General features: G+C 38.0%; 18 protein-coding genes and 1 pseudogene. 17 read left to right on the top strand and 2 right to left on the bottom strand.

Annotation, left to right across the window (positions count from 1 at the left end; all coding sequences use genetic code 11):
• From ACLNCP_RS02585 to ACLNCP_RS02545, 9 genes and pseudogenes are all read left to right on the top strand, one after another.
• Positions 1–1,656, top strand: a pseudogene (locus ACLNCP_RS02585) (hypothetical protein); the annotation flags it as partial.
• Positions 1,657–1,817: 161 nt separating this feature from the next.
• Entirely contained in the window at positions 1,818–2,474 is a 657-nt protein-coding gene (gene vncR, locus ACLNCP_RS02580) for a response regulator transcription factor VncR (RefSeq protein ID WP_424843996.1), read from the top strand.
• The gene (gene vncS / locus ACLNCP_RS02575) at positions 2,471–3,799 is read left to right on the top strand and encodes a sensor histidine kinase VncS (RefSeq protein ID WP_049542817.1); all 1,329 of its coding nucleotides are present in this window, start codon (positions 2,471–2,473) and stop codon (positions 3,797–3,799) included. The genes vncR and vncS overlap by 4 nt, the downstream gene beginning before the upstream one ends.
• A gap of 140 nt (positions 3,800–3,939) precedes the next feature.
• Positions 3,940–4,821: a class II fructose-bisphosphate aldolase gene (locus ACLNCP_RS02570; RefSeq protein ID WP_424843995.1), complete on the top strand. Its 882-nt coding sequence runs from the start codon at positions 3,940–3,942 to the stop codon at positions 4,819–4,821.
• Between the two features lie 393 nt (positions 4,822–5,214).
• Positions 5,215–6,207 carry an ABC transporter ATP-binding protein gene (locus ACLNCP_RS02565; RefSeq protein WP_049502196.1) on the top strand — a complete coding sequence of 331 codons (993 nt, stop codon included), beginning with the start codon at positions 5,215–5,217 and terminating at the stop codon, positions 6,205–6,207.
• 1 nt (position 6,208) lies between these two features.
• Positions 6,209–7,027, top strand: coding sequence for an ABC transporter permease (locus ACLNCP_RS02560; RefSeq protein WP_000240169.1), 819 nt, complete (start codon positions 6,209–6,211; stop codon positions 7,025–7,027).
• Between the two features lies 1 nt (position 7,028).
• The gene (locus ACLNCP_RS02555) at positions 7,029–7,814 is read left to right on the top strand and encodes an ABC transporter permease (RefSeq protein ID WP_049502195.1); all 786 of its coding nucleotides are present in this window, start codon (positions 7,029–7,031) and stop codon (positions 7,812–7,814) included.
• Between the two features lie 583 nt (positions 7,815–8,397).
• The gene (locus ACLNCP_RS02550) at positions 8,398–15,009 is read left to right on the top strand and encodes a S8 family serine peptidase (protein WP_424843994.1); all 6,612 of its coding nucleotides are present in this window, start codon (positions 8,398–8,400) and stop codon (positions 15,007–15,009) included.
• Between the two features lie 505 nt (positions 15,010–15,514).
• Positions 15,515–15,823 carry a hypothetical protein gene (locus ACLNCP_RS02545; protein WP_314498980.1) on the top strand — a complete coding sequence of 103 codons (309 nt, stop codon included), beginning with the start codon at positions 15,515–15,517 and terminating at the stop codon, positions 15,821–15,823.
• A 239-nt stretch (positions 15,824–16,062) separates the two neighbouring features.
• On the opposite strand, the gene ACLNCP_RS02540 is transcribed toward ACLNCP_RS02545, so the two are convergent.
• Positions 16,063–16,422 carry a DUF3397 domain-containing protein gene (locus ACLNCP_RS02540; RefSeq protein WP_424843993.1) on the bottom strand — a complete coding sequence of 120 codons (360 nt, stop codon included), beginning with the start codon at positions 16,420–16,422 and terminating at the stop codon, positions 16,063–16,065.
• A 91-nt stretch (positions 16,423–16,513) separates the two neighbouring features.
• Here ACLNCP_RS02540 and ACLNCP_RS02535 point away from each other — a divergent pair, with 91 nt between their 5' ends.
• Genes ACLNCP_RS02535 through ACLNCP_RS02515 form a run of 5 tightly spaced genes read left to right on the top strand, consistent with a single transcriptional unit; the run spans position 16,514 to position 21,212 of the window.
• The gene (locus tag ACLNCP_RS02535; protein WP_261038896.1) at positions 16,514–17,470 is read left to right on the top strand and encodes a TIGR01212 family radical SAM protein; all 957 of its coding nucleotides are present in this window, start codon (positions 16,514–16,516) and stop codon (positions 17,468–17,470) included.
• On the top strand, positions 17,454–18,011 hold the full coding sequence (locus tag ACLNCP_RS02530; RefSeq protein WP_020902457.1) for a tRNA (mnm(5)s(2)U34)-methyltransferase: 558 nt from the start codon (positions 17,454–17,456) through the stop codon (positions 18,009–18,011). The genes ACLNCP_RS02535 and ACLNCP_RS02530 overlap by 17 nt, the downstream gene beginning before the upstream one ends.
• The gene (locus tag ACLNCP_RS02525) at positions 18,004–18,258 is read left to right on the top strand and encodes a hypothetical protein (RefSeq protein WP_000361085.1); all 255 of its coding nucleotides are present in this window, start codon (positions 18,004–18,006) and stop codon (positions 18,256–18,258) included. The genes ACLNCP_RS02530 and ACLNCP_RS02525 overlap by 8 nt, the downstream gene beginning before the upstream one ends.
• A gap of 11 nt (positions 18,259–18,269) precedes the next feature.
• Complete coding sequence (locus tag ACLNCP_RS02520) at positions 18,270–20,324, top strand: cation:proton antiporter (protein ID WP_424843992.1); 2,055 nt, start codon at positions 18,270–18,272, stop codon at positions 20,322–20,324.
• Between the two features lie 27 nt (positions 20,325–20,351).
• On the top strand, positions 20,352–21,212 hold the full coding sequence (locus ACLNCP_RS02515) for a YihY/virulence factor BrkB family protein (RefSeq protein ID WP_020902460.1): 861 nt from the start codon (positions 20,352–20,354) through the stop codon (positions 21,210–21,212).
• A 79-nt stretch (positions 21,213–21,291) separates the two neighbouring features.
• On the opposite strand, the gene queA is transcribed toward ACLNCP_RS02515, so the two are convergent.
• Positions 21,292–22,320 carry a tRNA preQ1(34) S-adenosylmethionine ribosyltransferase-isomerase QueA gene (gene queA, locus ACLNCP_RS02510; protein ID WP_261014042.1) on the bottom strand — a complete coding sequence of 343 codons (1,029 nt, stop codon included), beginning with the start codon at positions 22,318–22,320 and terminating at the stop codon, positions 21,292–21,294.
• Positions 22,321–22,470: 150 nt separating this feature from the next.
• Here queA and ACLNCP_RS02505 point away from each other — a divergent pair, with 150 nt between their 5' ends.
• The 3 genes from ACLNCP_RS02505 (at position 22,471) to rpsU (ending at position 24,015) form a co-directional block, all read left to right on the top strand.
• The gene (locus tag ACLNCP_RS02505) at positions 22,471–23,178 is read left to right on the top strand and encodes a glucosamine-6-phosphate deaminase (protein ID WP_049499531.1); all 708 of its coding nucleotides are present in this window, start codon (positions 22,471–22,473) and stop codon (positions 23,176–23,178) included.
• A 78-nt stretch (positions 23,179–23,256) separates the two neighbouring features.
• Positions 23,257–23,760: a hypothetical protein gene (locus ACLNCP_RS02500; protein ID WP_261035910.1), complete on the top strand. Its 504-nt coding sequence runs from the start codon at positions 23,257–23,259 to the stop codon at positions 23,758–23,760.
• A gap of 78 nt (positions 23,761–23,838) precedes the next feature.
• Positions 23,839–24,015, top strand: a complete 177-nt coding sequence (rpsU, locus tag ACLNCP_RS02495; RefSeq protein WP_000048054.1) for a 30S ribosomal protein S21 — start codon at positions 23,839–23,841, stop codon at positions 24,013–24,015.
• Positions 24,016–24,096: the final 81 nt, after the last annotated feature.

Below are 24,096 nucleotides of genomic sequence, written 5' to 3'. Positions count from 1 at the left end.
CCAGCGCAACCTGTGGAAGACCAACCAGCAGCGCCAGGAGCAACAGAAACCCCAACTCCAGCGAAACCGGTAGAAGATCAACCAGCAGCGCCAGGAGCAACAGAAACCCCAACTCCAGCGCAACCTGTGGAAGACCAACCAGCAGCGCCAGGAGCAACAGAACAACCAACTCCATCGCAACCAGCGGAAAACCAACCAGCAGGTTCAGGCACAACAGAAGACACTCCAGCGGATTCAAATAATCAGAACAATCCAACTGAACCAAAAGATGATGTTGAAAAAGGTCTAGAGGAAAATGACTCCGAGTTAGAGTCACGTAAAAATATTAAATTAGAAGAAATTGAGTCGAGTAGTCTATCATCTAGTGAAAAAGAAGCTGCTAAATTAAATGTAGAAGAATATACAAAAAAAGCTAAAGAAGCAATGAAACAAGCAAAAACTACGGAAGATCAAGCGGCTGTAGTGGACAATTATTCAGATGACTTAGCTAAGATTAATACTCCTGGAGTTGACCAAGGTAAACCAGATTACACAAATTCAGGATTATCTGGAAACGGACCAGCAGGAACACATATTGGAGATAACAATGTTATTGGGCATGGAAATAGTACACCAGAAAATACAGCTTTTAGAAATGCACCAGTGTATCAACCACGTGTAACACGTCGTGCAAGAAGTGTAGATGAACCTCAAAATAAAGTTTCTATTTATTATAATTTTGATGGTATGAAAGATATTCCTGGATTCTTTGATGATTTAGGTGGTAAAAATGAAGTTGACATACCAAAAGATGTCTCTGGTGATGCTTTGAAATCTATTTTAAAAGCAAGAATAGATAAGAAGAAAGCAGAACTTGAAAGAAAAGGATACAAGATTGCTGATGAATATTTTGTAGGTATTGATCAAGCAGACGCAACTCATTATGACTACGTAGTAACTTTCACTAAAGAGAAAACAGGAACTACAGGTTTCAGAATTGCACCAGAAGTTCAAGTAAGAGCTAAAAAAGTTGTGAAAAGAGATTTATCAAATAAAACAAAACAAATAAATATCTATTATAATTTAAAAGCCCTTAAAGATATAGCTGGAGCATTAGGAGAATTAGGTGGTGAAAATATGCTTACTGTCTCCGGAGATGTATCTAAAGAAGACTTAAAACGAGCTATTGAAGAAAAAACAAAAGCTCAAATTGAGAAACTGAAAAAACAAGGCTTTACAGTTACGTCAAAAACAGACTTGGATCAAATCGTTGAGGGTGGAGATAACTATGATTATGTTATAGAATTCACAAAAGAAGCCAAAACGCAACCGGTAGGAACCACAGGTTTCAGAATGGCTCCAGCAGTTCAACCGCGCGCTAGCAGAAATCGTAGAAGTCTAGAACAGCCAGCTCCTCAAAAGGTCAAAGTCAATGTTTTTTATAACTTTGATCAAATGAAAGATATTGCAGGTTTCCTAGGAGATATCAATGGAACTTCTCTTGAAATTGCGGAAGGTTTATCAACTGAACAGGTGAAAGCAGCAGTCAAGAGCCAAGTTGATGCTAAGAAAGAAGAGTTGAGCAAACGCGGCTATACTTTCAAAGAGGACTATGTCTATCAAGCTAATGGGAAAGATTATAACTACGTTGTAACATTTTCAAAAGCAGCTAAATAATTTTCATTCCATAGGGAGTGAAATGTGAGCAGAGAGAGCGATAGGCTCTCTTTGTTTTATCTAGTAGCAAGTTTCTTAAAGACAAAAGGCCAATAAGAGATTATAATAAATAGAGTAGGTATTTATTATAAGAAAAATAAAAAATAGAGAGCAGTTAAAGTATGAAAATTTTAATTGTAGAAGATGAAGAGATGATCCGTGAGGGGATCAGTGACTATTTGACGGATTGTGGTTATGAAACCATTGAGGCGGCGGACGGACAAGAAGCCTTGGAGCAATTTTCTAGCTATGAGGTGGCCCTGATTTTACTGGATATCCAGATGCCCAAACTCAATGGCTTAGAAGTTCTAGCTGAGATTCGTAAAACCAGTCAGGTTCCTGTATTGATGCTGACCGCCTTTCAGGATGAAGAATACAAGATGAGTGCCTTTGCCTCTCTGGCAGATGGCTATCTGGAAAAACCTTTCTCCCTCTCCCTCTTAAAAGTGAGGGTGGATGCGATTTTCAAGCGATACTACGATACAGGACGAATCTTCTCTTATAAGGATGCCAAGGTGGATTTTGAGAGCTATAGTGCCAGCCTAGCAGGTGAGGAAGTAGCCATCAATGCTAAAGAGTTGGAAATTCTGGACTATCTGGTAAAAAATGAAGGAAGGGCTTTGACCCGATCTCAGATAATCGATGCGGTCTGGAAAGCGACAGATGAGGTTCCCTTTGACCGTGTCATTGATGTCTATATCAAGGAATTGCGGAAAAAGTTAGACTTGGACTGCATCCTCACTGTGCGCAATGTTGGTTATAAATTGGAGCGAAAATGAAACGAACAGGTTTATTTACAAAGATATTTATCTATACCTTCTCGATATTTAGTGTTCTGGTTATCTGCCTTCATTTAGCAATTTATTTTCTTTTTCCTTCGACTTATCTGAGCCACCGTCAGGAAACCATTGGTCAGAAAGCGACAGCCATTGCCCAGTCCCTAGAAGGGAAAGACAGGCAGAGCATAGAGCAAGTGTTAGACTTATATTCTCAGACCAGTGAGATCAAGGGGGCCGTTAAGGGCGAGATGACCGAGGACAAGTTAGAAGTCAAAGACAGCCTTCCTCTGGATACGGATCGTCAGACCACCTCCCTCTTTATCGAGGAGCGCGAGGTGAAAACGCAAGACGGTGGTACCATGACTCTCCAGTTTCTAGTTTCCATGGATTTGCAAAAGGAAGCAGAGCAAATCAGTCTCCAGTTTCTTCCCTATACCTTGCTGGCATCCTTTCTGATTTCCCTCTTGGTAGCCTATATCTACGCTAGGACCATTGTTGCTCCGATATTGGAAATCAAGCGAGTGACCCGTCGGATGATGGATCTGGATGCTCAAGTACGTTTGCGCGTGGATTCTAAGGATGAGATTGGTGATCTCAAGGAACAAATTAATAGCCTCTACCAGCATCTTTTGACTGTTATTGCGGACTTGCATGACAAGAATGAAGCTATTCTCCAGCTGGAAAAGATGAAGGTCGAATTTTTGCGAGGGGCTTCTCATGAACTGAAAACACCCTTGGCTAGTTTGAAAATCCTGATCGAAAACATGAAAGAAAATGTCGGTCGTTATAAGGATAGAGATCGCTATCTGGGAGTAGCCTTAGGAATTGTGGATGAGCTCAATCACCACGTTCTCCAGATACTTTCTCTCTCGTCTGTACAGGAATTACGAGATGATAGGGGAAAAATTGACCTACACCAGATGACGCAAAGTCTAGTCAAGGATTATGCCTTGCTAGCCAAGGAAAGAGAGCTTCAGATTGATAATAGCTTGTCCCATCAGCAGGCTTATCTAAATCCATCTGTGATGAAATTGATCCTATCTAATCTCATCAGCAATGCCATCAAGCACTCCACTCCAGGTGGCTTGGTTGGCATTGGAGAGAGAGAAGGGGAATTCTTTATCGAAAATAGCTGCAGTCCAGAAGAACAAGAAAAACTAACCCAATCTTTTTCTGACAATGCTAGCCGCAAGGCCAAGGGGTCTGGGATGGGGCTCTTTGTGGTCAAGAGTCTATTGGAACATGAAAAATTACCCTATCGTTTCGAGATGGCGGAGAATCTTTTAACCTTCTACATAGCTTTTCCAAAAGTCGCCCAAGACTAGAGATAGAAAGGGTTTACATAGATGAAACTAGAAGAAATTCAATCGAAACTGCGGGAAAAACTAGATTTTTTTGTCAAAAAGTGATAAAATGAACAATGTAAATGGGATGACCCATAAAAATATACAGGAGGCCTGATAAAATGGCAATCGTTTCAGCAGAAAAATTTGTCCAAGCAGCTCGTGACAACGGTTATGCAGTTGGTGGATTTAACACAAACAACCTTGAGTGGACTCAAGCTATCTTGCGCGCAGCAGAAGCTAAAAAAGCTCCAGTTTTGATCCAAACTTCAATGGGTGCTGCTAAATACATGGGTGGTTACAAAGTTGCTCGCAACTTGATCGCTAACCTTGTTGAATCAATGGGTATCACTGTACCAGTAGCTATCCACCTTGACCACGGTCACTACGAAGATGCACTTGAGTGTATCCGAGTTGGTTATACTTCAGTTATGTTTGATGGTTCACACCTTCCAGTTGAAGAAAACCTTGAAAAAGCTCGTAAAGTTGTAGAATTTGCTCATGCAAATGGTGTATCAGTAGAAGCTGAAGTTGGTACTATCGGTGGTGAAGAAGACGGAATCATCGGTGATGGTGAATTGGCTCCAATCGAAGACGCTAAAGCAATGGTTGAAACTGGTATCGACTTCTTGGCAGCTGGTATCGGTAACATCCACGGTCCTTACCCAGCAAACTGGAAAGGTCTTCACCTTGATCACTTGCAAAAATTGACTGAAGCTGTTCCAGGATTCCCAATCGTATTGCACGGTGGTTCAGGTATTCCTGATGAGCAAATCCAAGCGGCTATCAAACTTGGTGTTGCGAAAGTTAACGTTAACACTGAATGCCAAATCGCATTCGCTAACGCAACTCGTAAATTTGCTCGTGACTACGAAGCAAACGAAGCAGAATACGACAAGAAAAAACTCTTCGACCCACGTAAATTCTTGGCTGACGGTGTAAAAGCTATCCAAGTATCAGTTGAAGAACGTATCGACGTATTCGGTTCAGAAGGTAAAGCTTAATCTAGCTGAATAATACAGATGAAACCTGCCCATTGGGTGGGTTTTTTGGTGTTTTAAGGAGACTATTAAGCCAGAATTTTGGACTAATACTCTTCGAAAATCTCTTCAAACCACGTCAGCTTTATCTGCAACCTCAAAGCTGTGCTTTGAGCTACCTGCATCTAGCTTCCTAGTTTGCTCTTTGATTTTCATTGAGTATAAAAATACCACTTTAAGAGAAAAAATTTCAATTTCATAAACTTTAGGCAAACGCTTGCATTCCATTTCTTATTGGATTATAATAGGTTGGTATAAAACCTTCTGTAATAATATTGAGAAGGTGTAGAAAGTAAGGATTTAGAATATTTGTAGTCAAAAACACAATGTTGCTATTCCTTACATAGGGAGATAGATATGGCAATGATAGAAGTGGAACATCTTCAGAAAAACTTTGTGAAGACTGTTAAGGAACCGGGCTTGAAGGGGGCTTTGCGCTCCTTTATTCATCCTGAAAAGCAGACATTTGAAGCGGTCAAGGATTTGACCTTTGAGGTCCCAAAGGGGCAGATTTTAGGATTTATCGGGGCTAATGGTGCTGGGAAGTCGACAACCATTAAAATGCTGACAGGGATTTTAAAACCGACATCTGGTTTTTGTCGGATTAACGGCAAGATTCCCCAGGACAATCGCCAAGATTATGTCAAGGATATTGGAGTGGTCTTTGGGCAAAGAACACAGTTGTGGTGGGATTTGGCTCTACAAGAGACCTACACGGTCTTGAAGGAGATTTATGATGTTCCAGACTCGCTCTTCCACAAGCGCATGGACTTTTTGAATGAAGTCTTGGATTTGAAGGACTTTATCAAGGACCCCGTGCGGACTCTTTCACTGGGACAACGGATGCGGGCGGACATTGCAGCTTCCTTGCTTCACAATCCTAAGGTTCTCTTTTTAGATGAGCCGACCATTGGGTTGGACGTCTCGGTCAAGGACAATATTCGTCGGGCCATTACTCAGATCAATCAGGAGGAAGAAACCACCATTCTCTTGACCACTCACGACCTGAGCGACATTGAGCAACTCTGTGATCGGATTTTTATGATTGATAAGGGGCAGGAGATTTTTGATGGAACGGTTAGCCAGCTTAAGGATACATTTGGCAAGATGAAGACTCTCTCCTTTGAACTGCTACCAGGTCAAAGTCATCTAGTTTCTCACTATGAAGGCTTTTCGGATATGACAATTGATAGACAAGGGAATAGTCTCAACATTGAATTCGATAGTTCACGCTACCAGACAGCTGACATTATCAAGCAAACCCTGTCTGATTTTGAGGTCCGCGATTTGAAGATGGTGGATACGGATATTGAGGATATTATCCGTCGCTTCTATCGAAAGGAGCTCTAAGATGGTCAAATTGTGGAGACGTTATAAACCCTTTATCAATGCAGGTGTTCAGGAATTGATTACCTATCGAGTCAACTTTATTCTCTATCGGATCGGCGATGTCATGGGTGCTTTTGTGGCCTTTTATCTCTGGAAGGCTGTCTTTGATTCTTCGCAAGAGTCCTTGATTCAGGGCTTTAGTATGGCAGATATCACCCTCTACATCATTATGAGTTTTGTGACCAATCTTTTGACCAGATCTGATAGCTCCTTTATGATTGGGGAGGAGGTCAAGGATGGCTCCATTATCATGCGCTTGTTGAGACCAGTGCATTTTGCGGCATCTTACCTTTTTACAGAGCTTGGCTCCAAGTGGTTGATTTTTATCTCTGTTGGCCTTCCATTTTTAAGTGTCATTGTTTTGATGAAAATCGTATCTGGGCAAGGGATTGTAGAAGTGCTGGGATTAACTGTCCTTTATCTTTTTAGCTTAACGCTGGCCTATCTGATTAACTTTTTCTTTAATATCTGCTTTGGATTTTCTGCCTTTGTGTTTAAAAATCTTTGGGGTTCCAACCTACTTAAGACTTCAATAGTGGCCTTTATGTCTGGAAGTTTGATTCCCTTGGCTTTCTTTCCAAAGGTTGTTTCAGATATTCTGTCCTTCCTGCCTTTTTCATCCTTGATTTACACTCCGGTCATGATTATCGTTGGGAAATACGATGCCAATCAGATTCTTCAGGCGCTCGCTTTGCAGTTTTTCTGGCTCTTAGTGATGGTGGGCTTGTCTCAGTTGATTTGGAAACGAGTCCAGTCATTCATTACCATTCAGGGAGGTTAGTATGAAAAAATATCAACGCATGCATCTGATTTTTATCAGACAATACATCAAGCAAATCATGGAATACAAGGTGGATTTTGTAGTTGGTGTTCTGGGAGTTTTTCTGACCCAAGGCTTGAATCTCTTGTTTCTCAATGTCATCTTTCAACACATTCCATCCCTAGAAGGCTGGTCCTTCCAAGAAATTGCCTTTATCTATGGTTTTTCCTTGATTCCAAAGGGCTTGGACCATCTCTTTTTTGATAATCTCTGGGCACTGGGCCAACGTTTGGTGCGAAAAGGGGAGTTTGACAAGTATCTGACTCGTCCCATCAATCCTCTCTTTCACATCCTAGTTGAGACCTTTCAGATTGATGCTTTGGGCGAACTCTTGGTTGGTGGGATCCTACTAGCGACAACGGTATCTAGCATTGCTTGGACTCTTCCAAAATTCCTGCTTTTCCTAGTTTGTATTCCTTTTGCGACCTTGATTTATACTTCCTTGAAAATCGCGACAGCCAGCATCGCTTTTTGGACCAAGCAGTCAGGAGCAATGATTTACATTTTCTATATGTTTAATGATTTTGCCAAGTATCCCATTTCAATTTATAATTCATTTCTTCGTTGGTTAATCAGTTTTATTGTACCTTTTGCCTTTACGGCCTACTATCCTGCCAGCTATTTCTTGCAGGACAAGGATGTAATCTTTAACATCGGAGGTTTGATGTTGATTTCTCTGGTTTTCTTTGTCATTTCCCTTAAACTTTGGGATAGGGGCTTAGATGCCTACGAAAGTGCGGGTTCGTAAATAATAGAATATCAAAGCCTTGTCTCAGGACAGGCTTTTTTTAATAGAGATGAAAATTTCTTGACATCCCTCTTTATAGTGCTATACTATAAGGGTAAATGCCGATTTAGCTCAGTTGGTAGACCAAGGTACTCGTAAAGCCTAGGTCACAGGTGAACATATGACTGAAGATTTGAAAAAATAGATATATATAAATAACCGTTAAGTCTTATTCTTAGCGGTTTTTTATATTGTTTAATAGTGCTGATATTTCATCAATGATGTTTGACTTTGTGATGTTGCTAGTGATTCAACTTGATTGCTACTATTTTTGATGGTATGAATGTGCTTATAATGTATCACCGTTAAGTACGAAACTTTTGCATCATTTATTAACATGCGTTAAAAATAAAATTAACCAGCCTTAATTTTTCTTGACTTAAATTTTTTAAATGATATACTATTTTTATGGAGAGCTAACAATTATATATAAATGTACTACTCTATTTCCTAGATAATACTTAGTAAAACTTTTTATAACAAAGGCTAGCAAAGTTAAAGTTTTCTATCTATTGGAAGTTAAATAAATATGTAAGGAATTAAAATGAAAAAAAGTACAGTATTGTCACTAACCACAGCTGCAGTTATTTTAGCAGCATATGTCCCTAATGAGGTAGTTTTAGCAGATACACCTAGTTCTGAAGATTCTTTAAAAATATCTGATAAAGAAACAGTAGTAGGTAAACAAAACGAAAACAAAGAAAAACTTGAAGATATTCATAATGCTATAGAAACTTCAAAGGATACTGAAGAAAAGAAAACAACAATTATTGAGGAAAAAGAAGTTGTTAGTAAAAATCCTGTGATAGACAATAACACTAGCAATGAAGAAGCAAAAATCAAAGAAGAAAATTCTAATCAATCCCAAGGAGATAAAGCGGACTTGTCTGCAAGTAAAGATACAGAAAGTCCCCAAAAAGAAGATAGACTTGTCTATATTGCTGAATTTAAAGATAAAGAATCTGGAGAAAAAGCAATCAAGGAATTATCAAATCTTAAGAATACAAACGTTTTATATACTTATGATACGGTTTTTAATGGTGTTGCAATAGAAACAACTCCAGATAATCTGGACAAAATTAAACTAATAGAAGGTATGTCATCGGTTGAAAGGTCACAAAAAGTCCAACCTATGATGAATCATGCTAGAAAAGAAATTGGAGTTGAAGAGGCAATCGATTACCTAAAATCTATCAGTGCACCATTGGGGAAAAACTTTGATGGCAGAGGTATGGTTATTTCAAATATCGATACGGGGACAGATTATAGGCATAAGGCTATGAGAATCGATGATGATGCCAAAGACTCAATGAGATTTAAAAAAGAAGACTTAAAGGGTACTGATAAAAATTTCTGGTTGAGTGATAAAATTCCTCATGCTTTCAATTATTATAATGGTGGTAAAATTACTGTAGAAAAAGCTGATGATGGAAGCGATTATTTTGATCCACATGGGATGCATATTGCAGGGATTCTTGCGGGAAATGATACTGAAAAAGATATTAAAAACTTTAACGGAATCGATGGAATTGCTCCTAATGCACAGATCTTCTCTTATAAAATGTACTCTGACGCAGGATCTGGCTTCGCAGGAGATGAAACAATGTTTCATGCTATTGAAGATTCGATCAAACACAATGTCGATGTTGTTTCGGTATCATCAGGCTTTACAGGAACAGGTCTTGTAGGTGAGAAATATTGGGAAGCTATTAGAGCGTTAAGAAAAGCAGGAATTCCAATGGTTGTAGCTACGGGTAACTATGCGACTTCTGCTTCAAGTTCTTCATGGGATTTAGTGGCAAATAATAATCTGAAAATGACCGACACTGGAAATGTAACACGAACTGCAGCACATGAAGATGCGATAGCAGTCGCATCTGCTAAAAATCAAACAGTTGAGTTTGATAAAGTTAACATAGGTGGAGAAAATTTTAAATACAGAAATATAGGGGCCTTTTTCGATAAGAATAAAATCACAACAAATGAAGATGGATCAAAAGCTCCTGATAAATTGAAATTTGTATATATAGGCAAGGGTCAAGATCAAGATTTGATAGGATTGGATCTTAGAGGCAAAATTGCAGTAATGGATCGAATTTATACAAAGGATTTAAAAAATTCTTTTAAAAGAGCTACGGATAAGGGCGCACGCGCCATTATGGTTGTAAATACTGTAAATTACTACAATAGAGATAATTGGACAGAGCTTCCAGCTATGGGATATGAGGAGGATGAAGGAACTACTAGTCAAGTATTTTCAATTTCAGGAGATGATGGTGTAAAGCTATGGAACATGATTAACCCTGATAAAAAAACTGAGGTTAAAAGGAATAATAAAGAAGATTTTAAAGATAAATTGGAGCAATACTATCCAATTGATATGGCCAGCTATAATTCTAATAAACCGAATGTAGGTGATGAAAAAGAGATTGACTTTAAGTTTGCACCTGACACAGACAAAGAATTGTATAAAGAAGATATCATAGTTCCAGCAGGATCCACATCTTGGGGACCGAGAACAGATTTGCTTTTAAAGCCTGATGTCTCAGCACCTGGTAAAAATATTAAATCCACTCTCAATGTCATTAATGGGAAATCAACTTATGGTTATATGTCAGGGACTAGTATGGCAACTCCAATCGTGGCAGCTTCTACTGTTTTGATTAGACCAAAATTAAAGGAAATGCTTGAAAGACCTGTGTTGAAAAATCTTAAGGGAGATGACAAAATAGATCTTACAAGTCTTACAAAAATTGCCCTACAAAATACTGCACGACCTATGATGGACGCAACGTCTTGGAAAGAAAAAAGCCAATACTTTGCATCACCTAGACAACAGGGAGCAGGGCTAATTAATGTGGCCAATGCTTTGAGAAATGAAGTCGTAGCGACTTTTAAAAACACGGATTCTAAAGGCTTGGTAAACTCTTATGGTTCTATTTCTCTTAAAGAAATAAAAGGAGAAGAAAAATATTTTACCATTAAGCTTCACAATACATCAAACAGACCTTTGACCTTTAAAGTTTCAGCATCTGCTATAACTACAGATGCTCTAACTGACAGACTAAAACTTGATGAAACATATAAAGACGAAAAATCTCCAGATGGGAAGCAAATTGTTCCAGAAATCCACCCAGAAAAAATCAAAGGAGCAAATATCACATTTGAGCATGACACTTTCACTATAGGCCCAAATTCTAGCTTTGATTTAAATGCGGTTATAAACGTTGGAGAGGCTAAAAACAAAAATAAATTTGTAGAATCATTTATTCATTTTGAGTCAGTGGAAGAAATGGAAGCTCTAAACTCCAATGGTAAGAAAACAAATTTCCAACCTTCTTTATCGATGCCTTTAATGGGATTTGCTGGGGATTGGAATAAGGAACCAATCCTTGATAAATGGGCCTGGGAAGAAGGTTCAAAATCAAAAACAATGGAAGGTTATGATGATGATGGTAAACCAAAAATTCCAGGAACTTTAAATAAGGGAATTGGTGGAGAGCATGGTATAGATAAATTTAATCCAGCAGGAGTTATACAAAATAGAAAAGATAAAAATACAACATCTCTAGATCAAAATCCAGAATTATTTGCTTTCAATAACGAAGGGATCAACGCACCATCATCAAGTGGTTCTAATATTGCTAAAATTTATCCTTTAGATTCAAATGGAAATCCTCAAGATGCTCAACTTGAGAGAGGATTAACACCTTCTCCACTTGTATTAAGAAGTGCAGAAGAAGGATTGATTTCAATAGTAAATACAAATAAAGAGGGAGAAAATCAAATCGACTTAAAAGTCATTTCGAGAGAACACTTTATTAAAGGAATTTTAAACTCTAAGAGAAATGATGCAAAGGGAATCAAATCTTCTAAGCTAAAAGTTTGGGGTGACTTGAAATGGGATGGACTCATTTATAACCCTAGAGGTAGAGAAGAAAATGCACCAGAAAGCAAGGATAACCAAGATCCTGCTACTAAGATAAGAGGTCAATTTGAACCAATTGCAGAAGGTCAATATTTCTATAAATTTAAATATAGATTAACTAAAGATTACCCATGGCAGGTTTCCTATATTCCTGTAAAAATTGATAACACAGCCCCTAAGATTGTTTCGGTTGATTTTTCAAATCCTGAAAAAATTAAGCTGATTACAAAGGATACTTATCACAAGGTAAAAGATCAATACAAGAATGAAACCCTATTTGCGAGAGATCAAAAAGAACATCCTGAAAAATTTGACGAGATTGCCAACGAAGTTTGGTATGCTGGCGCCGCTCTTGTTAATGAAGACGGAGAGGTTGAGAAAAATCTTGAAGTAACTTATGCAGGTGAGGGTGAAGGAAGAAATAGAAAACTTGACAAAGATGGAAATACCATTTATGAAATTAATGGTGCAGGAGATTTAAGAGGAAAAATCATTGAAGTCATTGCATTAGATGGCTCTAGCAATTTTACAAAGATTCATAGAATTAAATTTGCTGATCATGCTGATGAAAAGGGGATGATTTCCTATTATCTAGTAGATCCTGATCAAGATTCATCTAAATACCAAAAGCTTGGCGAGATTTCTGAATCTAAATTTAAAAATTTAGAAAATAGAAAAGACGATAGTCTTAAAAAAGATACAACTGAGGAAGAAAATCATCAAGACAATGAAGAGTCTATTGAAGAAAAATCTAGCTTGACTATTCATAAAACTATTTCAACAATTAGAGAGTTTGAAAGTAAAGACTTGAAGAAACTCATTAAAAAGAAATTTAGAGAAGTTGATGACTTTACAAGTGAAACTGGTAAGAGAACAGAGGAATACGATTATAAATACGATGATAAGGGAAATATCATTGCTTATGACGATGGTAGTGCCTTAGAATATGAAACTGAAAAACTTGACGAAATCAAATCAAAAATTTATGGTGTTCTAAGCCCGTCTAAAGATGGACACTTTGAAATTCTTGGAAAGATAAGTAATGTGTCTAAAAATGCCAAGGTATATTATGGAAATAACTATAAATCTATAGAAATCAAAGCGACCAAGTATGATTCCCATTCAAAAACGATGACATTTGATTTATACGCTAATATTAATGATATTGTGGATGGATTAGCTTTTGCAGGAGATATGAGATTCTTTGTTAAAGATGATGATCAGATAAAAGCTGAAACGAAGATTAGAATGCCTGAAAAAAATAAGGAAACTAAAACAGAATATCCATATGCATCAAGTTATGGGAATATAATAGAATTAGGAGAAGGAGATCTTTCAAAGAATAAACCAAATAATTTAACTGAAATGGAATCTGGTAAAATCTATTCTGATTCAGAAAAACAACAATATCTATTAAAGGATAATATCATTCTGAGAAAAGGCTATGCACTAAAAGTGACTACCTATAATCCTGGAAAAACGGATATGTTAGAAGGAAATGGAGTCTATAGCAAGGAAGATATAGCAAAAATACAAAAGGCCAATCCTAATCTAAGAGCCTTATCAGAAAAAATAATTTATGCTGATAGTAGAAATGTTGAAGATGGAAGAAGTACTCAATCAGTATTAATGTCGGCTTTGGACGGCTTTAACATTGTAAGGTATCAAGTGTTTAGATTTAAAATGAACGATAAAGGGGAGGCAATCGATAAAGATGGAAATCTTGTAACAGATCCTTCTAAACTTGTATTATTTGGTAAAGATGATAAAGAGTACACTGGAGAGGATAAGTCCAATGTAGAAGCTATAAAAGAAGATGGCTCTACGTTATTTATTGATGCAAAACCAGTAAACCTTTCAATGGACAAGAACTACTTTAATCCATCTAAATCTAATAAAATTTATGTACGAAATCCAGAATTTTATTTAAGAGGTAAGATTTCTGATAAGGGTGGTTTTAACTGGGAGTTGAGAGTTAATGAATCTGTTGTAGATAATTATTTAATCTACGGAGATTTACACATTGATAACACTAGAGATTTTAACGTTAAGCTTAATGTTAAAGACGGTGACATCATGGACTGGGGAATGAAAGACTATAAAGCAAACGGATTCCCAGATAAGGTAACAGATATGGATGGAAATGTTTATCTTAAAACTGGCTATAGCGATTTGAATGCGAAAGCGGTTGGAGTACACTATCAATTTTTATATGATAATGTTAAACCAGAAGTAAACATTGATCCTAAGGGAAATACTAGTATTGAATATGCTGATGGAAAATCTGTAGTCTTTAACATCAATGATAAAAGAAATAATGGATTCGATGGTGAGATTCAAGACAAACATATTTATGTAAATGGAAAAGAATATAAATCATTTGATGATATTAAACAACTAACAGATAAGACACTAAACATTAAGATTCTTGTAAAAGATTTTGCAAGAAATACGACCGTAAAAGAATTCATTTTAAACAAAGATACGGGAGAGGTGAGCGAATTAAAAGCTCATACGGTGACTGTGACCATTCAAAATGGAAAAGAAATGAGTTCAACGATAGTGTCGGAAGAAGATTTCATTTTACCTGTCTATAAGGGTAAATTAGAAAAAGGCTATCAATTTGATGGTTGGGAAATTTCTGGTGTCGAAGGGAAAAAAGACGTTGGCTATGTTCTTAATCTATCAAAAGATACCCTTATAAAACCTGTATTCAAGAAAATAGAGGAGAAAAAGGAGGAGGAAAATAAACCTACTTTTGATGTATCGAAAAAGAAAGATAAGGTGCAAGCAAATCATAGCCAATTAGATGAAAATTACAAAAAGGAGGATTTACAAAGAGAAAATCATTCACACAACTCTGATTCAACTGAAGGTGTCAAAGCTACAGTTCCTGTACAAGTAAATTATAGTCAATTAGGTGAAAGTCATAGAAAAGAGGATTTCCAAAGAGAAAATCATTCACACAACTCTGATTCAACTGAGGATGTTACATCTCCAGTTCCTGATAAAAATGATAAAAACTTTGAAAATAAGAAGGAAGTTTATCTCAATGAACCAGAGAACATAGCTAATAAACATACCAATATCGATAGTAAGTCTGATACTAACAATTCTGATAGATTGCCAAAAACCGGGACAGTTAGAGAAGGTCTTACACCATTCATTGCTGGAATATTGTTTATAGTAGGATCACTCCTTGGATTGAAGAAAAAAGATCAAGATTAGGACAAAAGATATAGAAAAGATATAGAAAAATGGTTTATGTACTGAGATAGTGTGATGATGAAACAGTTTTGTGAAAATAGCCATTTATAACTCAATTATTTAGTTTGCTTTGATAGTGGTACTCTTTTTGGATTTATTAATAGACTTAGTTTAGAAAACTAATGAATTGGTTGAAAGGGTTAGTATTGACAAATATTGATCACATTGATTAGATAATAAAGTCTTTCAAAATTTAAAGTCTACTTTATTTTATAGAGGTGATGAAATAATTTCAGTGAAGGAATTAAGTAGCGTTTGGTTGCTTAATTCCTTTTTATTTGGAAGGAAGTTTTTCACCTATTTCCTTATTTTATCTTAACGATTCAACCACTTAGACCGATATAGAGACCAGATAGGCAACAGAGCTTGTTCTTGAAACTGGGCTCTGCTATAATAATTTTTGTAGGGGACGTGAGGCGTCGATATCAGACAAGTCAGGTTCATAAAAAAGAAATTGGAGATCAAAATGAAAAAATTATTGGGGATGGTATTTTTAGTAGCAGCAGCGACAGTATTGTATTTTGGTTCTATTGGTTGGCCAAGTTTGAATGTCAACCTTTGGTCATTGATTCCGGTAGGCTTGTTCCTCTTTTTCACTCTGGAGAATCTTTTGAAAAAAGACTACAAGGCTAGTCTCATGTGTTTGATTATTGCCTTTATCATTGCAAATGCGATTTTGGATCTTTTGCCAATTTCAAGCGGATTGGTGATTGGAGCAGGTGTCCTAGCTTGTGTAGGTATTGGTTATCTATTTCCTGATAAAGAAGGAAAATAATACTCTTCGAAAATCTCTTCAGACCACGTCAGCTTCCATCTGAAACCTCAAAACAGTGTTTTGAGCTGACTTCGTCAGTTCTATCTACAACCTAAAAGCAGTGCTTTTAGCAACCTGCGGCTAGCTTCCTAGTTTGCTTTTTGATTTTCATTGAGTATAAGAATTATTAAAAAAGATATAAAGAAAAAACACTTCAATCACTGTATTTAGTTTGATTGAGGTGTTTTAAATTTAGTTTTTTATTTCTGGGCCATCAATTCAACAATCATCTCGATATACATGACAAGGGTTACTAAGAATCCTGCACGCCAGAAAAATTTGATGAATTTAGGATAGTAAAAGCTGCGTTTTTTCAAAAGGAAGAAAAAAACGAGAATAATGGCTAGGACTGAGAGAGCTAGCCCCAGTCTAGGGAGGAAATTATGGGTAAAGGTTTTAGATGTAATCAAATAATACTCAAATACTAAAACTGGAAAAGCCAAATCCGCAAAGTTTCGTCCTAGTTTTTTTAATCTAAACAGTTTAGTTATGATAATGCAGACTACCAAAGTCAGTATCAATAATAAAATAGATGCTAATTTCATTAAAATCATACCCATATTGTATCATAAAAAAAGTCTAATGGAAACGAGAAACAGAGGAATTTATAGGAAAGTTAGTCTTTTGAGATTGTGAATGTTTTTTGTTATAATGAAGGTTATGAAATCTTATAACACCTTGAATGATTATTATCGAAAACTCTTTGGAGAAAAGACCTTTAAAGTCCCGATTGATGCGGGATTTGACTGTCCCAATCGTGATGGAACTGTGGCTCATGGAGGCTGTACTTTTTGTACGGTTTCAGGTTCTGGAGATGCTATTGTAGCACCAGATGCGCCTATCCGTGAGCAATTTTATAAGGAAATTGACTTTATGCACCGCAAGTGGCCAGATGTTCAGAAGTATCTGGTTTATTTTCAAAATTTTACCAACACCCATGAAAAGGTTGAAGTTATTCGAGAGCGCTATGAACAGGCTATCAATGAACCAGGTGTAGTAGGAATCAATATTGGAACGCGCCCAGACTGTTTACCAGACGAAACCATCGAATATTTGGCTGAGTTGTCGGAATGCATGCATGTGACGGTTGAATTGGGCTTGCAGACCACTTATGAAGCAACCTCTGATCTGATTAACCGTGCCCACTCCTATGAATTGTATGTGGAAACGGTCAAGCGTTTGAGAAAGTATCCCAAGATTGAGATTGTTTCTCATTTGATTAACGGACTTCCTGGTGAAACCCATGAGATGATGATTGAAAATGTCCGCCGCTGTGTCACGGATAACGATATTCAAGGGATTAAACTGCATTTGCTTCACCTTATGACAAATACTCGTATGCAACGAGATTACCACGAGGGACGTTTACAACTCATGAGTCAGGACGAGTATGTCAAGGTCATCTGTGACCAACTGGAAATCATACCCAAACATATCGTCATCCATCGAATCACGGGAGATGCACCTAGGGATATGCTGATTGGGCCTATGTGGAGCCTCAATAAATGGGAAGTCCTTAATAGTATTGAGATGGAGATGCGACGTCGTGGAAGCGTTCAAGGATGCAAGGCTGCAAAACAGGAGTTTGAAAATGAAAAGACCACTTGAGATGGCACATGATTTTTTGGCTGAAGTAGTTACAAAAGAGGATATCGTAGTGGATGCGACTATGGGAAATGGCCATGACACGCTTTTTTTAGCCAAGCTAGCCAAGCAAGTCTATGCCTTTGATATTCAGGAGCAAGCCTTGGAAAAGACGCAAGAGCGTTTGAACCAAGCTGGCCTGACAAATGCCCAGTTAATCTTACAAGGCCATGAGACACTGGACCAGTTTGTGACAGAAGTCAAGGCAGGGATTTTTAATCTGGGTTATCTGCCGTCAGCTGATAAGTCCGTCATCACCCAACCTCAGACTACCATTGAAGCCTTAGAAAAGCTGTGTCGTTTGCTGGTCAAAGGGGGACGGATTGCTATCATGATTTACTATGGTCATGAGGGAGGAGATATTGAGCGAGATGCTGTCTTGAATTTTGTTAGCCAGTTGAACCAACAAGAGTACACAGCTGCCATTTACCGAACTTTAAACCAAGTCAACAACCCACCATTTTTAGTAATGATTGAAAAATTAGAGAGATATAGACATGGATAAACAATACCTACGTGAAAAGCTGGATGCCATGCGCCAGAATTTTGTTGAATCAACTCACCATGAACGAGCGGTGGGTGTGTTAGACCAAGCGCATATGAGCAAAAAAATGCTTAAAATCAAGAAAAAATTAGTTGCTCTTGAGATGGAACGGTGTCAGAGAAAAATTGAGCACAAAGATTGTTCCAAGATTGACCAAAAAATCAAAGAGCAGAAGGAGATTTTTGAATCTTGTTGTAAAAAAGATTAAGGAGGACGTGCGTGGAATTATTGATTTACCTCATCCTATTTTTACTGGTTTTGATTGTCTCAAGTACAACCAATAAGCTCCTGCCCTTTTTGCCGCTTCCTTTGGTGCAAATTCTTCTGGGAATTGTGATTGGTCTCTTTTTACCCAATACCGACTTTCACCTCAATACAGAGTTGTTTTTGGCACTGGTTATTGGGCCATTGCTTTTCCGAGAGTCGGAGGAAGCAGATATTACGGCTATTTTAAAACACTGGCGAATCATTGTTTATCTCATATTTCCAGTGATTTTCATCTCGACCCTGAGTTTGGGTGGCTTGGCCCATCTTCTTTGGCTCAGTCTTCCCTTGGCGGCTTGCTTGGCTGTTGGGGCAGCCCTTGGCCCTACGGATTTGGTGGCCTTTGCCTCTCTTTCGGAGCGGTTTAGCTTTCCTAAGCGCGTGTCCAATATCCTTAAAGGTGAAGGACTTTTGAATGATGCTTCTGGCTTGGTTGCCTTTCAGGTAGCTTTGACAGCTTGGACAACTGGAGCCTTTTCCCTTGGCCAAGCGAGTAGTTCGCTCATCTTTTCAATCCTAGGCGGTTTTTTAATTGGCTTTTTAACAGCCATGACCAACCGTTTCCTCCATAGCTTCTTGCTGAGTGTGAGAGCAACGGATATTGCTAGTGAACTTTTATTAGAATTGAGTTTGCCTCTGGTGACCTTCTTCCTAGCAGAAGAAGTCCACGTTTCAGGGATTATTGCCGTTGTAGTTGCTGGGATTTTAAAGGCAAGCCGTTTTAAGAAAATTACGCTCCTCGAAGCACAAGTGGATACAGTAACCGAGACGGTTTGGCATACAGTGAATTTTATGCTGAACGGTTCTGTCTTTGTGATTTTAGGGATGGAGTTGGAAATGATAGCAGAACCTATCTTGACCAATTCAATCTATAATCCTATACTTCTATTGGTATCTCTTATAGCCCTTACCTTTGTCCTCTTTGCTATTCGTTTTGTCATGATTTATGGCTATTATGCCTATAGGACTAGACGTCTCAAGAAAAAGCTAAATAAGTATATGAAGGACATGCTTCTTTTGACCTTCTCAGGTGTCAAGGGAACGGTGTCGATTGCTACGATCCTTCTGATACCAAGTAATCTAGAACAGGAGTATCCTCTCTTGCTTTTCCTTGTCGCAGGTGTGACGCTTGTAAGCTTTTTAACAGGTCTCGTAGTCTTGCCTCATCTTTCTGATGAACAGGAAGAAAGTAAGGACTATCTCATGCATATCGCCATTTTGAATGAAGTAACGATAGAGTTGGAAAAAGAGTTGGAAGATACCAGAAATAAGCTCCCTCTCTATGCAGCCATTGACAATTACCATGGACGAATAGAGAATCTTATCTTGAGTCAAGAAAATAAGGGGGCTCAAGAAGACTGGGAGGCCTTGAAACTTCTCATCCTCAGTATTGAAAGTGATGGTTTAGAACAGGCTTACGAAGAAGACAAGATGAGTGAGCGTGCCTATCGAGTTTACCAACGTTATTTGAAAAACATGGAACAAAGTATCAATCGCAAGTTTGCTTCACGATTGACCTATTATTTCCTTGTTTCCTTGCGGATTTTACGTTTTCTCCTTCATGAAGTTTTTACCTTTGGTAAGACCTTCCGCAGTTGGAAAAATGAAGAATCACAGAAACTCAGAGCTCTTGACTATGACCAAATTGCAGAGCTCTATCTAGAAAATACAGAGATGATTATCGAAAGTCTGGAGAACCTAAAAGGGGTTTATAAGAGTTCTTTGATCAGTTTCATGCAGGATTCTCGTCTCAGAGAAACAGCTATTATCACCAGTGGTGCCTTTGTTGAACGGGTTATCAATCGTGTTAAGCCCAACAATATCGATGAAATGCTGAGAGGCTATTATCTGGAGCGCAAGTTGATTTTCGAATATGAAGAGAAACGATTGATTACGACCAAGTATGCCAAGAAGTTACGACAAAATGTCAATAACTTAGAGAACTATTCCTTGAAGGAAGCTGCCAATACCCTGCCTTATGATATGATGGAATTGGTAAGAAGAAATTAATCAAGATTATAAGTGAAGGAGTATGATATGAAGAAGTGGTGGAAAGAGCTGATAGATAAGCCCTTATTAAAAGCTTTTTTGCATTATTATCAAGCATCAGATAGTGAGTTAACCAGTGTCGCAGTAGCCTACTATTGGTTGATTTCGATTTTTCCCCTGCTTTTGGTGGTAGTTAATATCCTCCCATATTTTCAGATTCCAGTTTCTAATTTTTTAAAGGTTGTCAATGAATTCTTGCCGGATACCATGTATGATGTGGTCGCAAAGATCATTACAGAAGTGCTGACCCAACCGTCAACGGGTTTATTGAGTTTTGCGGTTTTGTCAGCCCTCTGGACCTTTTCAAAATCTATGAATTTCCTGCAGAAAGCCTTTAATAAAGCTTACGGAGTATCAAAAAATCGTGGAATGATTTCCCATCAACTCATGAGTTTGTTTGTCAGTTTTGGCTTGCAGATTCTCTTTGCTTTAGCTCTGTTTTTGAGTGTCTTTGGCCGTATGCTCCTCAACCTTGTCAAAAGCTATTGGAAATCGGATAGTCCTCTTTTTGATTATCTGCAAGACCTAACAGGCCCTTTGGTCTATGCCTTGATTTTTGCCATCCTGGTCATGCTCTACTATTTTCTACCCAATGTTAAGGTGCGAAGGATTCGCTCTGTATTGCCAGGTAGTGCCTTTGTCTTGTTGACCCTGGTCTTACTACTCAATATCTTTTCAGTCTATGTTAACAATTATGTCAATCACCTAGTGGACGTGCGTTTTTTCAGTTCCGTCGTCGTGGTGGTCATGATGTTCTGGTTTATTCTCATCGCTAAGATTTTGATTATCGGCGCGGTGATCAATGCCAGTGTCCAGAGCTTGAAAGATACGAGCTTTAGAATAAATTAACTCATTTTTTATCCATTACAAAACGCATACTATCAGGCTTTATAAAACCTTGATAATATGCGTTTTTTGATTATGTAAATTAATAGATAAACATGGCATCGCCAAAACTAAAGAAGCGATAGTGTTCTTGGATGGCATGGTGATAAGCGTCTAAGACTAATTCGCGGCCGGCAAAGGCAGAAACCAACATGACCAGAGTTGATTTTGGCAGGTGGAAGTTGGTTGAGAAGGCATCCACGACCTTCCATTCATAACCAGGTTTGATAAAGATATTGGTCCAGCCAGAATCTGCTTGGATTTGCCCATCAAATTTGGAACCAATAGTTTCCAAGGTGCGGATAGAAGTGGTTCCAACAGCGATGACGCGACCACCATTTTCCTTAACAGAGCGAAGGGTGGCAGCTGCTTCTTCAGAAAGCTGATAGAATTCTGAGTGCATTTCGTGTTCGTCCAGATTGTCCACAGAAACAGGTCTAAAGGTTCCGAGTCCGACGTGAAGAGTGAGATAGACTAGATGAACACCTTTGGCTTGGATTTCTGCTAGCAGTTCTTTGGTGAAGTGCAATCCAGCAGTCGGTGCAGCAGCAGAGCCACTTTCCTTGGCGTAGACCGTTTGATAACGTTCACGGTCATCCAATTTTTCGTGGATATAAGGTGGCAGCGGCATTTCTCCCAGACTTTCCAAGACTTCTAGGAAAATTCCTTGGTATTCAAAGCGGACAATGCGGCCCCCGTGGGTCAATTCTTCCGTGACGACAGCGCTGAGACGACCATCGCCAAAGTTGACACGAGTTCCGACCTTGAGGCGTTTGGCAGGTTTAGCCAGAACTTCCCACTCATCTCCAGCAGTGTTTTTAAGGAGTAGAAGTTCCACATGGCCTCCAGTCTCCTCTTTTTGACCATAGAGGCGAGCAGGAAGAACTCGGGTGTCGTTCATAACAAGGGCATCACCAGGTTCAAGCATATCAATAATGGAGTGGAAGTGTTTATCCTGCATTTCTCCCGTCTCACGGTTGACGATGAGGAGTTTAGAGGCGTCCCGTTTTTCAAGAGGCGTTTGGGCAATCAATTCCTCGGGTAAGTGGAAATCAAAATCAGCTGTATTCATATATTTGTTCATTCTTTCTAAGTTCTAATCTTATCCATTATAACATGTTTCAAGTATAGTCGCTCTTTTTTTGAAAATTAAATCGTTTTCACTTGACAAAAATTGGTCTATACCATATAATAAATATAGATTAAAGCGGAGGATGAAAAGATGAAAGTCATTAAAGTTGAAAACCAAATCGAAGGTGGAAAAGTTGCTTTTGAGATTTTGAAGGAAAAAATAGCCAACGGCGCTAAAACCCTAGGACTTGCGACTGGAAGTAGCCCACTTGAATTTTACAAGGAAATTGTTGAGAGTGACCTTGATTTTTCAAATTTAACCAGTGTGAACCTTGATGAGTATGTAGGACTTGATGGAGATAATCCACAGTCTTACCGTTACTTCATGCAAGAAAACTTGTTTAACCAAAAACCGTTTAAAGAAAGTTTCTTGCCTCGTGGGGTTAAGGACAATGCTGAAGCTGAAGTTGAACGCTACAACCAAGTTTTGGCTGACCATCCAGTTGACCTCCAAATTTTGGGAATCGGTCGCAATGGACATATCGGATTTAATGAACCCGGTACTCCATTTGACAGTCAAACTCACCTTGTAGAACTTGACAAGTCTACTATTGAAGCAAACGCACGTTTCTTTGACAAGATTGAAGACGTCCCAACTCAAGCCATTTCAATGGGGATTAAAAATATCTTGGATGCCAAGTCAATCCTTCTATTTGCTTATGGTGAGTCGAAAGCAGAAGCCATTGCAGGAACAGTGTCTGGCCCAGTGACTGAGAACCTACCAGCAAGTAGCCTCCAAAATCACCCTGATGTGACCATCATTGCAGATGCTGAAGCGCTCAGCTTACTTGAAAAATAAAAAAGCATAAGAACCACTTGCTCTTTGGAGTGAGTGGTTTTAGACATATAAAACTTCAACATTACGATAGGAGGACACATGAATAATAAAGAAGAATTTCTAAAAATAAAAGAAGCGTATAAGAACGCTAGAACGGAAGAAAGAAAAAGTATAATAGACTTTCTTCTAAATAAGAAAGATAATGATGGAAACTTAGTATTTTTAAAAGAGAAAGATGGCACTGATACATTTGTAAAGACAAGTGGAGGATATGGAAAAACAAATTACTCATCAGGTGGAACTTTATATAGACCATATGATTTATCAAATCATATGTGGATTGAATTGTCTTATAAAGGAAATGAAATCTTAATCTCTTTACAAGCTTTTGATATTGATCCAAATAAAGAAAATAATCTTCATGTCTTATATGATCGGATAGGTATTATGTTTGGAAAAAATGACATAATTTTGTTACAAGATAATAAATCAAAAGTCAGTGATGTTTTTCTTAAAATGGAAACAACAAACTGGGAATTACCTTTGTCTGAAGCAGATATGGAGGAGATGGCGAACTATATTATTAATCATTATGAAGAATAAAACTTTAGTTTCCTCTTGACAATTATTCCTTTTACGTGTAAAATAGAATAGATCTTGAACTTGAAGGGAGTGAAAAAAATGTCTAAAACAGTAGTACGTAAGAATGAATCTCTTGACGACGCACTTCGTCGTTTCAAACGTGCGGTTACTAAAGCTGGTACTCTTCAAGAAACACGCAAACGTGAATTCTATGAAAAACCTTCTGTAAAACGTAAACGTAAATCAGAAGCAGCTCGTAAACGTAAAAAATTCTAATTAGAAATGAAAGGCTAGAGAAATCTAGTCTTTTTCTTTTAAATAAATACTACAAAGCCTGCAAAAATCTCAAATATCCTC

This window comes from Streptococcus sp. CL6.35 (assembly GCF_049737915.1).
Lineage (GTDB): Bacteria > Bacillota > Bacilli > Lactobacillales > Streptococcaceae > Streptococcus.
The sequence above is the reverse complement of the archived record's forward strand: the minus strand, read 5'-3'. Positions and strand labels throughout refer to the sequence as shown.

Excerpts from the sequence above, each read along its gene's own strand:
- vncR (WP_424843996.1), top strand. The coding sequence starts at position 1,818 with ATGAAAATTTTAATTGTAGAAGATGAAGAGATGATCCGTGAGGGGATC.
- ACLNCP_RS02505 (WP_049499531.1), top strand. The coding sequence starts at position 22,471 with ATGAAAGTCATTAAAGTTGAAAACCAAATCGAAGGTGGAAAAGTTGCT.
- ACLNCP_RS02525 (WP_000361085.1), top strand. The coding sequence starts at position 18,004 with ATGGATAAACAATACCTACGTGAAAAGCTGGATGCCATGCGCCAGAAT.
- ACLNCP_RS02565 (WP_049502196.1), top strand. The coding sequence starts at position 5,215 with ATGGCAATGATAGAAGTGGAACATCTTCAGAAAAACTTTGTGAAGACT.
- ACLNCP_RS02550 (WP_424843994.1), top strand. The coding sequence starts at position 8,398 with ATGAAAAAAAGTACAGTATTGTCACTAACCACAGCTGCAGTTATTTTA.
- ACLNCP_RS02515 (WP_020902460.1), top strand. The coding sequence starts at position 20,352 with ATGAAGAAGTGGTGGAAAGAGCTGATAGATAAGCCCTTATTAAAAGCT.
- ACLNCP_RS02540 (WP_424843993.1), bottom strand. The coding sequence starts at position 16,422 with ATGGGTATGATTTTAATGAAATTAGCATCTATTTTATTATTGATACTG.
- queA (WP_261014042.1), bottom strand. The coding sequence starts at position 22,320 with ATGAATACAGCTGATTTTGATTTCCACTTACCCGAGGAATTGATTGCC.
- ACLNCP_RS02535 (WP_261038896.1), top strand. The coding sequence starts at position 16,514 with ATGAAGGTTATGAAATCTTATAACACCTTGAATGATTATTATCGAAAA.
- ACLNCP_RS02555 (WP_049502195.1), top strand. The coding sequence starts at position 7,029 with ATGAAAAAATATCAACGCATGCATCTGATTTTTATCAGACAATACATC.
- vncS (WP_049542817.1), top strand. The coding sequence starts at position 2,471 with ATGAAACGAACAGGTTTATTTACAAAGATATTTATCTATACCTTCTCG.
- ACLNCP_RS02500 (WP_261035910.1), top strand. The coding sequence starts at position 23,257 with ATGAATAATAAAGAAGAATTTCTAAAAATAAAAGAAGCGTATAAGAAC.
- ACLNCP_RS02560 (WP_000240169.1), top strand. The coding sequence starts at position 6,209 with ATGGTCAAATTGTGGAGACGTTATAAACCCTTTATCAATGCAGGTGTT.
- rpsU (WP_000048054.1), top strand. The coding sequence starts at position 23,839 with ATGTCTAAAACAGTAGTACGTAAGAATGAATCTCTTGACGACGCACTT.
- ACLNCP_RS02530 (WP_020902457.1), top strand. The coding sequence starts at position 17,454 with ATGAAAAGACCACTTGAGATGGCACATGATTTTTTGGCTGAAGTAGTT.
- ACLNCP_RS02570 (WP_424843995.1), top strand. The coding sequence starts at position 3,940 with ATGGCAATCGTTTCAGCAGAAAAATTTGTCCAAGCAGCTCGTGACAAC.
- ACLNCP_RS02545 (WP_314498980.1), top strand. The coding sequence starts at position 15,515 with ATGAAAAAATTATTGGGGATGGTATTTTTAGTAGCAGCAGCGACAGTA.